Raw genomic sequence first — 13,665 nt, 5'->3', positions numbered from 1 at the left:
TCACTCGGGCTCTGGCCCGTCACGGCATCATCGGGTCGATGGGACGAGTCGGCGCGGCGGGCGATAACGCAGCGATGGAGAGCTTCTTCGCGCTGTTGCAGAAGAACGTGCTCGACCGCCGCCGATGGGCGACCAGAGACCAGTTGAGGATCGCGATCGTGACGTGGATCGAGCGGACGTATCACCGCCGCCGACGACAAGCCCGGTTGGGTCGTTTGACACCGATTGAGTACGAAGCAATCATAGAGCGAGCTGCCTTGGCAGCATGACACTCACACTGACACCTCTCCTTGCATCAGTCCCCCCTGAGCGCACCGTTTCCAGCGTTTCTACATGCAAACAATCTCTTCGACAAAATCATCATTCTGAACACAAAAAGTCCCCGCCAACGCTGATACTTGGCGGGGACTCCTGCGCAATTGATCACTTAGACATTTCCAGGTGACCTTCGCGCAAGATATTTTGCTTTTCTAGATCTCTTGGTAGCCGAAAGAGCGATGGAACAAATCGCCAGTGCCAACAGGAATGGGAATGTGACAATCCAGCTGAATACGGCCCACGCTGACTTAGCTACCCATCCCTCTTCTCCGACAAGTGACCAGATTGACACTCCCAGACTATAGAGGACGAGTGCTCCCGTAACACAGAGCAGTGTTACAAAAATGACTTTCGCAGACTTAGTGTAGGGAATCAATTGTTTTTACCCTTTCCTTCATAGGTTCTCCAGCCACCCGCGCGAACTCCTGCGTAATATACATTCGCAACCTTCTTGCAGGTCTTCATGTCTTTCCGAAAACCGCACACATTGTACATCGAGGACCTGAAGTCCTTGTCGCATGTTTTACGATCTTTACTCGAATTTTTTGAATAGCATTTATCGTGGCTATTACAGACGCTCTTGAAAACTTTGTTCCACTTCTTGGCAGCCTTATCAAGTGATTTAGGAGTTGAGCATCCGTTCGGCTTGCCATATGCGACCAGGCCACCTCTGCTGTACTCGTCCGTGAGGGCCTCCTCGGAAATGTCACCTTCGACTGAATCAGGATCTACCTTTTTGAGATCCTCCAGTGCCAAATGCAGATCCTCAATTGACGCTTGATTTGGACCGCGAGCTTCAGCCGCTGATGACGGTATAGCGCCCATACCGACCATCATCGACAACGCGCACAGTCCTGAGACCACGAAGGTTGATGCTCTCATTGCTGTTCTCATGCGGGATACGTCCTTCCAGGTCATAGGGTGTGCTTCAGCTCCAGTCTTACATACTCTTGACAAGCTGTCTTCATACTTATGAGGTAGATTTCAATAAAACTCACCCGCTTCACAAGGAGACAGTGGTCATGAATTAGATCGTATTTCAAGAACATAGCCTTCCCGCCTTGTCCCACTTCTCAATCAAGACTTCAGCAATATGCCCACGATCAGCAACCTTCTCACCCTGCGCTTGAAGCAATGCCCGACACTAGCCACTTGTTCAGGAGACTGACCCGAATCTGTTGCACTATCGACATATGGCGGAGGGCGACGAACTCTGCTATCTGTGGGGAACGCTAGACCGGAAAGCCACAACACAACGGTCGAGACTCAGACTTCACCCCAGACCGCAGAAGGTACGACTGTTCAGTGAGCGAATCGAGGCGGAATCAGTTCCATCCGCACTGGTGACGCAAAGGACGCTTGTGGGACGCGAATGCATGAGATTGCGGTGTAAGGGCGACCAGGCGCCTGATGTCCTCGAGGCTAGCTGAACGTCTTTTCACCTATGAGGAGCGGTGGAAAGAACATTTCGACCCTTTAGCCCTGATCCGCCGATAATTGGGGCGGTATTGGCAACCAGATAAAATGGAAATGCCCCTTCTGACGTGGGAAAATAGTGATGTCTTAAGTCCTAAATACCCACGAGGAAGGAGCACCTCGCTGGTGCTATTCAATCACACTCCCACCGGCCTGTCCCACACCTTCGACGATGAACGCCTCATCGCCGACACTGGGCTGATCCCGTTGGTGAAACTCGCCCAAGACACAGGCCTGCCAAGGGCTGTGGCCGACCGCGTGCATATCCCCACTGACAAGGGAGCCAATCCGGGTGGGAAAGTCATGTCCCTGGTAGCCGGGATGCTCGCCGGGGCCGACAGCATCGATGATATGAACCGCAACCGCACCGGCGGTATGAAGCTGTTCATCTCCGTTGGTCTCGACGTTGAGTCTGAGTCTTCCACCATGCCGCAGGGGTGGAGCGACCAGATGAATAACAACTCGACAACGGGTTCCCATGTCGTCACACGCTTCATTGATCGAAGCGGCGAAGTCTCACCAGTTCCGCACCTGCCTCCCCGACGACACGCAGTCCTGCCGGCGTCCCTGCGCGTGCGCTGCGTTGCTCCCCTGATCGCACGTATCGTCCGCTGTCGAGTAGCCAACGTCGGTGTGCGATGCCCCACCAGTGGCGGTTCGGGCCGGGCCCGTAGCGGCGAGTGATGTAGTCGAGGACGTTCAAGTATTCATTCATGGTCGTGACTCCTCTCCGACAAGTGCTTTGATTGCGGCACGGGCGTACTTCTCGGCATGGCGGCGCTGCACGTCCGTAGTGGGCGGGAGTCGCCTGTCCTGTGCTTCTATGACTTCCGCGAAGGTGGCGAGTATCCCCTGCGCCATCCGCTCGACTGCCTCGTCGGTCCGGAGTTGATCGCGCTGCCACTTCGCACCCTCGACGAACACCTTGTGGATCCGCATGTTCTCGCCGTACCCAAGGTGCTCATAGGTGTGGTGAGCGCTGGCGTGATCTTCGGCCTTCCCGACCCAGCTCATAGCTTCTCCTCTACGACGACTTCGGCTATAGTTCGGAAAACGGTAGACACGGAGGTCACCTCATGTGGGAAATAGTCGGCATCCTTTTCGGCATTGCCCTCATATGCTGGTTGGTGGCGAAATTCCTCAAGACATCGAGTCTTCAACAGCCTGTCGACGCCGCTGCACTGGATACCTCCGATCTGACCAAAAGCAGCGCTTCGGCTACCAGCGACACGTGGCTTTCGAAAGAAGAAGCTGATTCCGAACTGGTTCGTGACTCCGCTAAAACGCTCGCCTTCCGAGTTGAGCGCCGCGACGGTGAGTTCCGATTCGTGAGTGAAGAGTCCGGTAAGCAGCCCTCCCCCGGCAACCTGGCGCTGGCAAGATTGGGCATCTTGTACCTGAACGTTCGAGGGTGGAAGAACTATCCAGCCGCACGATTGAAGGTTGGCGATCGCATTCACCTTCGCAGGGAGCCCGGGAACAAGTCCGATCCCAACGCAATAGCTGTTGCTCATCCCGGCTCGAAACACATCTACGGCTACGTCAACAAAGGATTCGCCCGGCGTCTCGCGAAGCCCCTCGATGCCGGCGAAGAGTTCGTCGGGGTGGTCATGGGCAGAGAAGGAATTACAATCGCGATCCTGCCGGTCGACGTCGCTGAGGAGCTGGATCTGTAGCAACCGTCGATGCTCCGCTGCGATCGCGTTTCGCCCTCGACTATATATCTCTTTCATGGTTGTAGCTTGTCCTCACCTACGGGACTTTTCTCAGTCCTGACACGTGGTTGGTGAGGTTCCGTTTCAGCCCAAGCGTTTGGTGAGGTTGAAGCGCTGTGCGCCCGTTCTAGGCGCTTTCGGGTCGCCCATGACACCCATAATGTTATTCAAGGAGGATTGCGTGAATATTCGGCTTCTTGGGCGCCACTGCGCTCGTCTTTGAGCGCCACCTGTCTTGGGTGTCGACCGGCGTCGTGAGCGCCCCCGAATATTCGACTTCAGCGCCACCTGTTTCTAGGCTCCTTCTACTGCGTGGCCACTCACGCGGTAGAAGGAGCAAAACGAATGGTACGCAAAATCAAAGCGAAGTTGGTGCTTCGCCTCCGATCTGAAGGACTCTCTCGCCGCCAGATCGCCGCTCAGGGCATGTCGAGACATTCCGTCGACGCCGTCATCGCCGCCGCTGACGCCGTGGGGCTGTCCTACGACGAGGTAGCCGGGATGCCGGATGCCGATGTCTACGCTCGACTGTTTCCTGGCCGTGGCCAGCATGAGAGTGTCTACGCCCAACCTGATTGGAGTGAAGTCCACCGCGAACTCGCTCGCGTCGGGGTGACCTTGAAACTATTGCATAGCGAGTACCGTGACGCCTGCGCCACCACAGACTCGCCGGCGATGGGCTATGACCGGTACTGTAAAAACTACCAACGCCATGTCCTCGTTTCCGGCCTGGCCTCTCGAGTCGGACACAAGGCCGGCCAAAGCGTCGAAGTCGACTGGTCGGGCAAAACGATGACGCTTGCCGACCCGCTCGCGGGCACACAGACGAAAGTCTTTCTCTTCGTCGTTTGCCTGCCGTTCTCGCGCTACGCGTTTGTTGAACCGGCCCTGGATATGAAACAGGCCACCTGGCTGCGGGCGCATATAGCGATGTTCGACTGGTTCGGCGGCAGCGTGCCCCGAATCGTGCCCGACAATCTCAAGACCGGCGTGATCTCCCATCCTCGGGAAGGAGAGATCATCCTCAATGATGCCTATCGTGAGCTGGCTGCACACTATTCGGCAGCCGTCCTGCCGGGCCGAGTCAGGAAACCCAAAGACAAGGCCAGTGTTGAAAACACGGTCGGCAATATCGCCACCCAGGTCATCGCGGCACTGCGCGGACAGACCTTTCGAACACTGCCTCAGCTACGTGAGGCGATCTATGAACGAATGCGGGCCTATAACGCCCAGCCGTTTCAGAAACGCCCCGGATCACGAGCATCGATCTTCGACGCCGAGGAACGGCCACTGCTGCGACCGCTGCCGGCGGTTGCTTATGAGATCAGCCGCTGGATCTATGGGAGGAAAGTCCGCAAAGACGGACACGTGGTGTTCGAGAAGAACTTCTACTCCGTGCCCTATGCGCATGTCGGCTCCAGCGTCGACTTACGGATCACGGAAACGACAGTCGAGATCTTCGACGGGCACACGCGGCTTTCGAGTCACCTGCTTCCGCCGGCAGGAGTCATCAACACCCATCACACCCACGATGGCGACCTGTCCCATGGTGAGAGGTATCAACAATGGGACGGGCCTCGCGTGCGGGAATGGGCAGCTCGTATCGGACAAGACACGACGACGGTGATCAACCGGATCTTCGAGTCCGTGCCCGTTGAGGAACAGGGACTGAACGCGGCACTGGCAGTGCTGCGCCTGTCTCGCCGATTCTCTCCTAAGCGAGTCGAAGCAGCCGCTGGCATCGCGTTATCGGGTCGGATTCGATCACCACGGTATGCGCATTTGCGGCCGATTCTCGACAGTGGGCAAGACATGCCGGCCAGCAAGCGCAGACGAAGTCCTGAACCGTCCGGGCTGCCCGCTGCTGGACCAACGTCCACGGTCGGTTTCGTTCGTGGAGCAGACTACTACGCAGGAGGACAACGATGACTCGTCTCGATGACGAAACGAAACGGAAACTGCGTGAAATGGGGTCAGCAAGCCTGCTGAGCGCATTCGATGCCCAAGACGACGCTCTCACCCTGGGGATGCCATTCGAAGAGCGCATCCAGCTCGCTGTCGATGACGCTCATGCCACCTTCACCCATGCGAAAGTCGAGGGGCTCATCCGCCGGGCTGGACTGCGATATCCCGATGCGGATCTGCGTCGGATCGCGTTGATCGACCAGCGCGGCCTCGACCGTGACGTCATCGCCCAACTCGGAACCGCCTCGTTCATCACCCGGCAGCAAAATGTCGTGTTCCAGGGGTTCACCGGGTCTGGCAAGTCGTATCTGGGGTCGGCGCTGGCGAAGCAGGCCTGTCAGCATCGCTACCGTGCCTACTACATTCGCATGCCCGATCTTGAAGAATCGTGGGCCACTGCGCAGGATAAGCCGGGCGGTCGGGAAAAATGGTTGCGCAAATACTCGGCGTTCACGCTATTAGTCATCGATGAATGGTTGCTCGACGAACCCGATGACGATGTCCGTTCGATGCTGCTCGAGCTCCTTGAACGTCGTTACGATACGACATCGACGGTGTTCTGCACCCAGTATGCGAAGAAGGACTGGCATCAACTGCTCGGGTCCGGTGTCCACGCGGATGCGATCATGGATCGTATCGTTCACAACACGATCTGGATCACGACTGGGGAGATGAACATGCGCGAGCACGTCGGTTCGATCACGGGCTGACCCTGTCGGTGAGTGTCGGTGTCCGGCTGGCGCTCACCGCCACGACCCGGTGGCGCTGAAAGGCAATATCGGGTGGCGCTCAACCGCAATAGTCAGTGGCGCTCACACCATCGAATACTCAATTGCGGCCCGGACAGCGGCAGGCACGACGGCTACGGTGATGATGAGCGCAATCATGATGCTTTCCTGTTCTCCTAACGGAGTTCCGGCGGGCAGGGCACGCGCTGCGGATTCGACTCAAGCTGGGGTCGGCATGTACCTGTGCGTCGGTCGCGGATCCTTTTTGTTTCGGCGAGGATGTCGCCGGGCCGGGCATGGGCGGCACCTTCGCCGGCATAGTGCTTGGAGATCGCTACTCTCCAGTCGTCGGCGAGGATTATGGGGATCTCGTCGACTGGGTACACCCATGCGTCGAGGTCGTCTTCGTTGAGTGTGCGGCCGTCGTGGTCGGCAATGAATCGCAGTAGGTCCATGGTTAAGCTCCGAGCTGTCTTTGCCCTGGGTCGTCTCCCCTTTTCTTCAGCTTTGATTCGTGACCGGAGTGCGAGGTTCTGGTCTCGTGCCGCAATTGGTCGAATGTGCGGGGCTCTACCCGCCCCGTTGGTCGTGCCCGATCTGATGGTGAGTCGTTGATCCACACGTCGGCGTTGACCCATATTGCCGTGTTCTTTGTGTACGTGTCTTCCCGGTTGGGCTCGTCGCGGTAGTCCTCGGCTCAAGAGCCGATGGGCTCTGGGTCTGCTCGCTTGCTCGCGGTCTCCCATGTTTCATGTTCTCGGCGTTTGTCGATGTTCTTGGGGTAGATGGTCCAGAAGGTCTCGAAGTCTTCGGGGTAGGCAGTGTGCGCATTTTTGCGCAGAGCATGGAGATGGGAGCCGGAGTTAGTAGCTGGAGTAGGCGAAGTTTGATTTGGGCCCAGTTTGAGTTCGGCGTGCAAAGTTCGGCTGGATGACGCCGAGGACGATCAGAAACACCATCGGTACGACCTTTTTCACGCCAGCCGGACTAGCGCTGGCGTCGGCCCAACTGGGACATTCGGAGGTCGGCACGACCACGAAACTATACGCGCTGCACCACAATTTCGGCACTGAGTCCGTCGTGGCATGCTCGACGAATGGTCTCAAAGCGCCTCGTAACCGCATTCCTGACCGGCTTCAGGCAAGTAAAATCCCCTCCCCCAGACCGTCAAGCCTGGCGGGAGGGGGTGTGCTGAGCCGCCTGGGAGAATCGAACTCCCGACCTATTCATTACGAGTGAATCGCTCTACCGACTGAGCTAAGGCGGCAACCGACCTAACTTTAGCCAAAACCAGGACTCCTGGTCAAAAGGAGAATGACTGAGACCTCAGTACGTAACGCAACTCACATATGCTGGGCTTCTCCGCGCATTCATTTCGCACTTCAGGAGTCACATGAGCACCGCACAGATGGCCGTTCCAACGGCCGCAGAACTTCCCAGCATCGGCGCCGTGCTCGACAGCTGGCAGACCGACGACGGACCGCTCCATCTTCACACAGGCGACCTCGGCTGGTATTCGCTGAGAGACTCCGAAGCTACAGCTCAAGCAATGCGGATCTGGCGGTGCGACGACAAGGTCCTGGCAATCGGACTGCTGGACGGGGAAGACCTTCTGCGCCTGGCCGTGGACCCGGACTTCAGCCATGACGACTCTTTGGCACAACAGATCGAATCCGACATCGACCCGTCAGACAGCGCTGTCCCTCCCCTAGACAACGCCGTCTTCGGGAAAGGATCGGCAATCGTCGAGGCTCGAGGAGCAACCTGCCTCGTTGCTCGGTTGGCAGAACGCGGATGGGAGGCAGACGAGCCGTGGACGCCTCTGAATCGTGACCTGAATCTGCCAGTTGAGGAACCCGACCTCCGGGTGGAGGTTGCCGGGCCGGATAGCGCTGAGGCATGGACTGCCGTTCATTGGTCAGCATTCCGCGGTATGCCCTACACCGTGGACGACAAACAGCGCTTCGTCCAACGGTGGCACACGATGATGTCTGGCCCTTTCTCCTCGTGTGCACAGAGTCTGCTGGGGTATGACGACTCAGACCAGCCGGTTGCAGTGACGACGGTGTGGCCCGCAGGTCCGAACCGGCCGGGGCTGCTCGAGCCGTTGGCTGTGCACCGTGACCACCAGGGTCACGGCTACGGGAAGGCCATGGCGATCGCTGCGGCAAGAGCCCTGCAACAGTTGGGATCTTCGTCAGCAGCGGTGGGCACGGAGAGTTCGAATGTGGCCGCTGTCGCCGCGTACTCATCCGCTGGCTTCGCTCCCCGCACCGAGGTGAGGGATCTTCGACGAAACAGGTGAAGCACCGTGCGCTGACGTTTCAGGGACACCGCACCCGTTAACCTGGTGGAGACAGACATTCGAAGAGAGAAAAGGGTGACGCACGTGGTCGAGTTCGACTCGAAGGACTTCATGAGTGATTTCCAGACGCTCATCGAATGTGAGTCGTTCTCCCAGGACCCCGAATCACTGGCCCGCAGTGCTCAGCTGGTTTCGCGGATCGGCACTGGTCTTCTCGGGGCAGCTCCTCACCTCATCGAAACCGATTCTCACCCGCACGTGCTGTGGCGCTTCGGCACCGGACCTCGCAAGGTTGTGCTCATCGGTCACCATGACACCGTATGGCCGACAGGCACTCTCACCGATTTTCCCTATTCGGTTGCGGACGGTGTCGTACGTGGACCAGGCGCTGACGACATGAAGGGCGGCCTGCTCATCGCTCTCTATGCCATGGCGCGACTACGCCAACAGCGCGGGAGTCTCGATGGCGTCAGCATCCTCATGACCGGCGACGAAGAGCTCGGCTCCCCCGGTTCACGTCAGATCATTGAGGACGAAGCCCGTGGAGCCAAGGCGGCACTGGTCTTCGAAAGCGGCGCACCCGACGGGGCAGTGAAGATCGCTCGCAAGGGCGTTGCCATCTATTCCCTCGAAGTCACCGGTCTCGCCGCCCATGCCGGGGTCGAACCGGAGAAGGGCATCAACGCCACAATCGAAGTGGCCAATCAGGTCGTCAAGATCGCTGAGCTGCATGATCCGTCCGTGGGCACATCGGTTGTACCGACCGTCATGCACAGCGGTTCGACGACGAACACTGTGCCGGCCAAGGCTGTTGTCGGCGTCGACTCCCGCGCTGCCTCGGTGGCGGAACAGGAGCGTATCGACGGCATTCTCAGCTCCCTCTCCCCTACTGTGGCCGGAGCCAAGGTCGATGTCAGAGGCGGAATCAACCGGGCCCCGCTGGAGGAGAAGATGGCACTGGGTCTCTACGCCCGAGCCCAACGGCTGAGCGCCCACTTGGGGCACCCGCCATTGCGGTCCGTTGCCGTCGGCGGTGGGTCGGACGGTAATTTCACAGCCGGTGTAGGAACTCCGACCATTGACGGACTCGGCACAGTGGGCGGCGGGTCGCACGCAAGGACAGAGCACGCCCTGCAGGTGTGGATTCCTCGCCGAGTCGAGCTCACCACCGCATTGGTCGGCGAGCTCCTCGACGAGGACTGAACCTCAGAGTGCCCCTGTGCGGTCCTCGAGCAGCCAGGGGTTCGACAGCAGCACGAACGCTGATTCGACGATGAGCACAGGCGACATGTTCGTCTGCAATCGTCGTCTCGCCTCGGTGATAGCGTCGATGCGCAGCAGAGTCGTGTCAGGTCCGTCCCTATTCGCCTGTTCGGAGATGAGGTCGCCTTCGCCAGCGTTGATCCACCCGTCGCGGATCCCCAACTGGTGCATGAGGATGTCCCGGTAGAGGCTCATGAGTTCGAGGAAGATCCGGTCGAGTTCGTCGTTGCGGGCGCGGACTGATCGGCGTTTCTGCTCTTCCTCAAGCTTCCTGATCTGGGATCTTGCCGAGGGTGGGATGGACTTCTCCGATTCGATGCCCAGAGTCGCCATCAGATCGGTTCGTTCCGTGGCATTGCGTTCCTCGACCCGAGACTTCGCGGTCTCCGCGGCTTCATCGACGATGCGTCCCGCCAAGCGGATAGTCGCCCCGACAGAGGTCAGCTTCCCTGGGATCGCGAGGATCTGTTTGCGCTCCTCACCGGCGGATTCATTGAGCGCCATGTACTTGGCCCGACCGATGTGGTTCTGCGCGACTGCGGCCGCCCACTTAGCCCTGTCCTCATCGATGTGATCACGTTCGATGAGGAGCTTGGCCACGGCATCCCGAGAGGGAATGCGCAGGCGGACGGGCCGGCACCGAGAACGGATCGTGGTGAGAACATCGATGGGGCTGGGCGCGCACAGCAGCCACACTGTGGCTGGAGGCGGTTCCTCGATGGCCTTGAGTAAGACGTTGGCCGTACGTTCGCTCATCCGATCTGCGTCTTCGATGATGACGACTCGCCACGGGGAATTGACCGGAGCAGACTGTGCTTTCGTCACCAGTTCTCGCACTTCGTCAATGGTGATCACCGATTTCTGAGTCGACATGATCGTCAGCGATTCGTGATGGCCTTTGAGTACGCGTGCGGTGACGTCATTGGGTTCTTCACCGCCTGAGATCAGTGCCGCGGCGAAGGCTCGAGCCGCATTGGAACGACCCGACCCCGGAGGGCCGGTGAACAGCCAGGCGTGGGTCATCGCGCCCGGCGAGTGCAGTGCATACTCGAGCTGGGTGATGACGTCGTCCTGGCCGACGAGCTCATTGAAGACGCTCACTCAGTGACCTTCCGGGTTGTTGAAGCGCTGGTGGTTGCGTTCGCGCTGCTTACGCAGGCGCTCACGTGCCTGACGTTCGATCTCCGCCTGGGCCTGCAGTCGCTCTCGACTCATCTGTCGGGCGGTGCGCACGGGCAGAACTGTTGTCGCGGCGTCTTCATCCCCCGCATCGGTCCCGCCTGCTGGCTGAGAATCGGTCCTCGGCGGTGTCCCGTCCTCGTTACCACGGTCGACCTGACTGACCACCCGGGTTTCTGCTTCCTCGGAATCGGGCCGTGCGATCTCATTCGTCGGCACAGCGTCCTCATCACCATCGTCATCGTCATCGTCATCGTCATCGTCATCGTCATCGTCATCGTCATCGGCCAAGGGTGCACTCGGTGTGATTCCGCGGGCTGGCAGCACAGTAGTGGCCGCATCCTCGTCGGATTCGGTTTCGGACTCGGGTTCGGCTTCGGCTGCAACTTCGGACTCGAACCGAGGTGCGACCTCGGACTCGGGTTCGCTTGCGTGAGCCGGAAGCACCGTCGTGGCTGCTTCGTCATCACCCTGCACATCTGGGGCTCGCAGGTCAGCGCCGAGGTCGACTCTTTCCGTTTCGACCCCGTCATTGCGTTCTTCGGATTCGCGACGGTCAGCGGCCTGCGGGAAGAACCGTTCGCTCGAGGCCGGAACGAATCGGGCTCCGGGCTCGGGCGCGACCGCCTCGTCGGCGGTAGTCGATGCTCCGTCTTCCGATTCCTCGGCCGGGCCGCCGACGGCTGCCTGGGACGGATGGCTTCCGGCCACCTCGGCGCCGGTGGACTTACCGGTGACAGTGCCTGCCTCGGATTCGGACACACTGCTTACCTTGCGCGGCAGGCGGGTCCGGATGGCGGTGAGGATTTCGGCAGTCAGTTCGTCTTCGGACACCGCGGCGTCGAGGACGACGTAGCGAGCGGGTTCCTTGTGTGCACGGGTCAGGTAGGTCTGACGCACTCGCTGGTGGAACTGCTGGTCTTCCTCGTCGAGGTAGTTGCTCTCACCGCGTTTGCCCATCCGGGCCGCGGCAGTCTCGGGGTCGATGTCGAGGACGATCGTCAGGTGCGGGACGAGTCCCTGAGTCGCCCACTTGCTCAGCGCCAGGATTGTCTTCGGATCGAAGTTGCGACCAGCGGCCTGGTAGGCGATCGTCGAATCGATGTACCTGTCGGTGATGACGATGCTGCCGGCGTCGAGGCTCGGATCCACCAATGAGGCCACATGGTGGGCACGGTCGGCGGCGAAGAGCAGAGCCTCGGTGCGGGAGCTCGGAGGTTCGGAGTCGAAGAGCACCGAACGGATCTGTCGTCCCAGTTCTGTCCCACCTGGTTCGCGGGTCGCTTCGACATTGTGGCCCTCATCGGCCAGCGTCTGTGAAATCCGTTTGATCTGTGTGCTCTTGCCCGAACCGTCCCCGCCCTCAATGGCGATGAAGAATCCGGCTCCCAGACGTTCCGCGGAGTTTCCGATGCCGTCGTTGGCACCGTTCTCAGCGGCGCTGGGCGGACGGAATCCGTGAACGATATCGACGGACAGTCCTTGGAGACCATGGGGGTCGAAGATGAAGAGACCGATGACTCCGGCGACCAGAGTTGCCAGTCCCATGATTCCGAACGCCACGTCGCTGGGTGCCAGCATCCATTCCATGGCCGAGCCGACCGGGATGGTGACGCCGAAGTCAACAGCATTGAGGATGAGCGCGACGACAGCACCACCGACGGCTCCGATCCGGCGAGAGAAGTCATAGGGCTGTGAGCGCACGCCGATTCCGACGAGGAAGGCGATGACGGCGGTGAGGACGAACTTGCCGGAAAGCTCGTTGATGGCGCCCGTGGCGATCAAGAGGATCCCCGATACGGTCAGGGCGAACGCGGAGACGCGCGGCCTCGACATTCCGGGCGCGAAGGTGGGACCCATTTCGAAGCCGATGGCCCAACCCACGAGGCAGGACGCAATCATGAGGGCGAAGCCGGCTTGGCCGAAGCTGTGTTGGACGGCGGTCGGCTGCGCCAGAATGACTGTGGTTCCCAATACCGCGAACAATGCGATGCACACCCACGGCATCTTGATGGTTGCGGCAGGTCTGGCCACGCGGGCCTTGTTCGAGGGGAACGCGCCTGTCGTCGCAGATTCCGCGTGGAGGGCCCGCTCGGGAGTGAGGAAGATGATCACGGCGCCGACGGCCATGGCGATGCCCACCAGGAGGCTCATCCAGCCCAGAGCCCGTGTGCCTGCGGCAGAACCTCCGATGATCTGGAAGGCGAAGGACACGAAGACGAGGAGTGCAGCGGGAATGCCGACCCGACGCCACGGCTTCTCGTTGGTGAAGGGGTTGATGCTCATCAGGAGGCCGACGACGGCTCCGAGGAACAACGCGGCCACCCAGGTCAGCCAGGCGCTCGGCGCGAGGCTGAGGACGATGAGCAGGCCCGCCTCGACGAGCGCGGCAATGCTCAGCGCGAGTTTGCGGACAGCGGGTCCCCTGCTCGCCAGAATCTTCTGCGGGATGAACAGTCCGGCGCCAGCGAGGACGAAGACGATGAGAAGCGACACGCTTCCCAGCCGATTATCGAAGCCTCCCGCGCCAAGGCTGTCCGCCGTCGTGGTGAAGGCTCGACCGCCGATCGTGGCGAAGAATCCGCTGGTGCCAGCCACGACATAGCTGATCGCCACGAGTACGATCAGCGCGCCCCAGGCAGCGGTTTCGGCAACCAACCGGCCAGGGGCTCCGGGAAGTCGATGTCCTGTAGTCGTCAACATACTCACAGACCTA

At 59.9% G+C, this 13,665-nt stretch carries 11 protein-coding genes, 1 tRNA gene and 1 pseudogene; 7 read left to right on the top strand and 6 right to left on the bottom strand.

Annotated features, from left to right (window positions below):
• Nucleotides 1-269 (top strand): integrase core domain-containing protein (locus INT29_RS14350; RefSeq protein WP_193072033.1); only part of this gene is annotated, 269 nt, incomplete at its 5' end.
• A 421-nt stretch (nucleotides 270-690) separates the two neighbouring features.
• On the opposite strand, the gene INT29_RS14345 is transcribed toward INT29_RS14350, so the two are convergent.
• A complete protein-coding gene (locus INT29_RS14345) occupies nucleotides 691-1,212 on the bottom strand; it encodes a phospholipase A2 (protein ID WP_145998245.1) in 522 nt (173 codons plus the stop codon).
• A gap of 735 nt (nucleotides 1,213-1,947) precedes the next feature.
• Here INT29_RS14345 and INT29_RS20210 point away from each other — a divergent pair.
• Nucleotides 1,948-2,175, top strand: a pseudogene (locus INT29_RS20210) (IS1380 family transposase); the annotation flags it as partial.
• Between the two features lie 330 nt (nucleotides 2,176-2,505).
• Here INT29_RS20210 and INT29_RS14335 read toward each other — a convergent pair.
• Nucleotides 2,506-2,808, bottom strand: coding sequence for a hypothetical protein (locus INT29_RS14335; protein WP_101570673.1), 303 nt, complete (start codon nucleotides 2,806-2,808; stop codon nucleotides 2,506-2,508).
• A 62-nt stretch (nucleotides 2,809-2,870) separates the two neighbouring features.
• Here INT29_RS14335 and INT29_RS14330 point away from each other — a divergent pair, with 62 nt between their 5' ends.
• The 3 genes from INT29_RS14330 to INT29_RS14320 all read left to right on the top strand — a co-directional run bounded on the left by INT29_RS14330 (nucleotide 2,871) and on the right by INT29_RS14320 (nucleotide 6,184).
• Entirely contained in the window at nucleotides 2,871-3,470 is a 600-nt protein-coding gene (locus tag INT29_RS14330) for an HIRAN domain-containing protein (protein ID WP_101570675.1), read from the top strand.
• 384 nt (nucleotides 3,471-3,854) lie between these two features.
• On the top strand, nucleotides 3,855-5,438 hold the full coding sequence (gene istA, locus INT29_RS14325; protein WP_193072032.1) for an IS21 family transposase: 1,584 nt from the start codon (nucleotides 3,855-3,857) through the stop codon (nucleotides 5,436-5,438).
• Nucleotides 5,435-6,184 (top strand): ATP-binding protein, encoded by a 750-nt coding sequence (locus INT29_RS14320; RefSeq protein WP_101570679.1) that lies wholly within the window; start codon nucleotides 5,435-5,437, stop codon nucleotides 6,182-6,184. Before istA ends, INT29_RS14320 begins: the two co-directional genes overlap by 4 nt.
• A 194-nt stretch (nucleotides 6,185-6,378) precedes the next feature.
• Here the strand turns inward: INT29_RS14320 and INT29_RS14315 are convergent, their stop codons facing one another.
• Nucleotides 6,379-6,657, bottom strand: coding sequence for a hypothetical protein (locus INT29_RS14315; RefSeq protein ID WP_193072031.1), 279 nt, complete (start codon nucleotides 6,655-6,657; stop codon nucleotides 6,379-6,381).
• A 739-nt stretch (nucleotides 6,658-7,396) separates the two neighbouring features.
• Nucleotides 7,397-7,469: transfer RNA gene (locus INT29_RS14310), tRNA-Thr, on the bottom strand.
• A gap of 126 nt (nucleotides 7,470-7,595) precedes the next feature.
• Here INT29_RS14310 and INT29_RS14305 point away from each other — a divergent pair.
• Both INT29_RS14305 and INT29_RS14300 read left to right on the top strand, forming a co-directional pair.
• Complete coding sequence (locus INT29_RS14305) at nucleotides 7,596-8,507, top strand: GNAT family N-acetyltransferase (protein ID WP_193072030.1); 912 nt, start codon at nucleotides 7,596-7,598, stop codon at nucleotides 8,505-8,507.
• A gap of 111 nt (nucleotides 8,508-8,618) precedes the next feature.
• Complete coding sequence (locus INT29_RS14300) at nucleotides 8,619-9,710, top strand: M20/M25/M40 family metallo-hydrolase (RefSeq protein WP_226831492.1); 1,092 nt, start codon at nucleotides 8,619-8,621, stop codon at nucleotides 9,708-9,710.
• Nucleotides 9,711-9,713: 3 nt separating this feature from the next.
• Here the strand turns inward: INT29_RS14300 and INT29_RS14295 are convergent, their stop codons facing one another.
• Together INT29_RS14295 and tmk are read right to left on the bottom strand one after the other, a co-directional pair.
• The gene (locus INT29_RS14295) at nucleotides 9,714-10,871 is read right to left on the bottom strand and encodes a DNA polymerase III subunit delta' (protein WP_101638786.1); all 1,158 of its coding nucleotides are present in this window, start codon (nucleotides 10,869-10,871) and stop codon (nucleotides 9,714-9,716) included.
• Nucleotides 10,872-13,652, bottom strand: a complete 2,781-nt coding sequence (tmk, locus tag INT29_RS14290; RefSeq protein ID WP_226842053.1) for a dTMP kinase — start codon at nucleotides 13,650-13,652, stop codon at nucleotides 10,872-10,874. It abuts the gene before it with no gap.
• Nucleotides 13,653-13,665: the final 13 nt, after the last annotated feature.

The organism is Brevibacterium sp. FME37 (assembly GCF_014897485.1).
Classification (GTDB): Bacteria; Actinomycetota; Actinomycetes; order Actinomycetales; family Brevibacteriaceae; genus Brevibacterium.
This window is presented reverse-complemented; position numbering and strand designations above follow the sequence as displayed.

Coding starts and splice junctions, on each gene's coding strand:
- INT29_RS14330 (WP_101570675.1), top strand. CDS start 2,871: ATGTGGGAAATAGTCGGCATCCTTTTCGGCATTGCCCTCATATGCTGG.
- INT29_RS14300 (WP_226831492.1), top strand. CDS start 8,619: ATGAGTGATTTCCAGACGCTCATCGAATGTGAGTCGTTCTCCCAGGAC.
- INT29_RS14345 (WP_145998245.1), bottom strand. CDS start 1,212: ATGAGAACAGCAATGAGAGCATCAACCTTCGTGGTCTCAGGACTGTGC.
- istA (WP_193072032.1), top strand. CDS start 3,855: ATGGTACGCAAAATCAAAGCGAAGTTGGTGCTTCGCCTCCGATCTGAA.
- INT29_RS14320 (WP_101570679.1), top strand. CDS start 5,435: ATGACTCGTCTCGATGACGAAACGAAACGGAAACTGCGTGAAATGGGG.
- tmk (WP_226842053.1), bottom strand. CDS start 13,652: ATGTTGACGACTACAGGACATCGACTTCCCGGAGCCCCTGGCCGGTTG.
- INT29_RS14305 (WP_193072030.1), top strand. CDS start 7,596: ATGAGCACCGCACAGATGGCCGTTCCAACGGCCGCAGAACTTCCCAGC.
- INT29_RS14315 (WP_193072031.1), bottom strand. CDS start 6,657: ATGGACCTACTGCGATTCATTGCCGACCACGACGGCCGCACACTCAAC.
- INT29_RS14335 (WP_101570673.1), bottom strand. CDS start 2,808: ATGAGCTGGGTCGGGAAGGCCGAAGATCACGCCAGCGCTCACCACACC.